Here is a 966-nt window from a genome sequence, read left to right on the forward strand (position 1 = left end):
GGGGCGCGCGCCTCTGGCTCGATTGGGGGCGGACGGTCATCGCAGGACAGTCGAGGCCGCGCGACTTCGCTTGCACGTTCCTCGGCTCGGATGATGTCGGCCGCATCATGGGCGAGCAGCACGGCCCGAGCGCAGGAACATGGTTCTGGTCGATCTCCACGCATGACAACCGGTGGCGCAAGCACGGCGGCCAGCGCGGACGCGAGGCGACCAAGGATGAGGCCGTGGCCGCGTTGGAGCGGGAGTTCACCCGATATCTGGCCGACACGCCGCCAAAGCAGTCGCCCTATGCGCAAGCGAAGGGGCTATAAAACGGTCGATCCAATCACTTCGCGTTGACCCAGCAAAGTCAATGCTGGGAGTGGCGCAAGACAGGTCAAGCGAGCCGAGCCGCGGTCCTTTCTTCCCACAAAATGAACGCCATTGCGCGCGACTGAGCGTTCCATGACCCACCATAGGCAATCAGGAATTTGCCGACAGTAATCAGCCCGCGTGTCTCCATCTGTACGTCGATCTCGCCCAGTTCGGCGCCCGACCTCAGATCGACGGCTACCACGCGCCCCTTGGCATCACACACAGCGATGAGGTGTTCGGCCAACACGACAACAGAGGTGTAAGACGAGTGGAGTGGCGTCGGCAGAAGCCGAACCGGCAATCCGTGAGTATCCACGATGGCAATGAGATTGTCCCCAACGATGACGACTTCGGTCTCGTTAAGCCTGCACATCGCATTGAGAGATTGGTTGAACGGGACTTCGCGCTCGCGCTCCAGATCACCATCCACCACGACAATGGCGTGCTCTCGGGCAACCACCGTGCGCTCGCCCATGACGAGCAGGGTAATCACGCGCCCGTGCCTGTTTTTCTGACCTGGCAATGTGGGGCCTTGGTCACCGAAGATGTCGGGGCGGCCGCCCGGAAACCACCAGCGGTCAAGGTCACCGTATGAATTGGCTGCAACAACCG

1 protein-coding gene and 1 pseudogene are annotated in these 966 nt (G+C 61.7%); one reads left to right on the top strand and one right to left on the bottom strand.

The window, feature by feature from the left end:
- A pseudogene (locus tag ACXJ7R_RS34345) lies at window positions 1-311 on the top strand (hypothetical protein); the annotation flags it as partial.
- 65 nt (window positions 312-376) lie between these two features.
- On the opposite strand, the gene ACXJ7R_RS34350 reads toward ACXJ7R_RS34345, so the two are convergent.
- The coding region (locus ACXJ7R_RS34350) for a hypothetical protein (RefSeq protein WP_457155674.1) at window positions 377-966 on the bottom strand (590 nt) is incomplete at its 5' end.

It is taken from the genome of Mesorhizobium sp. P5_C1, from assembly GCF_054049815.1.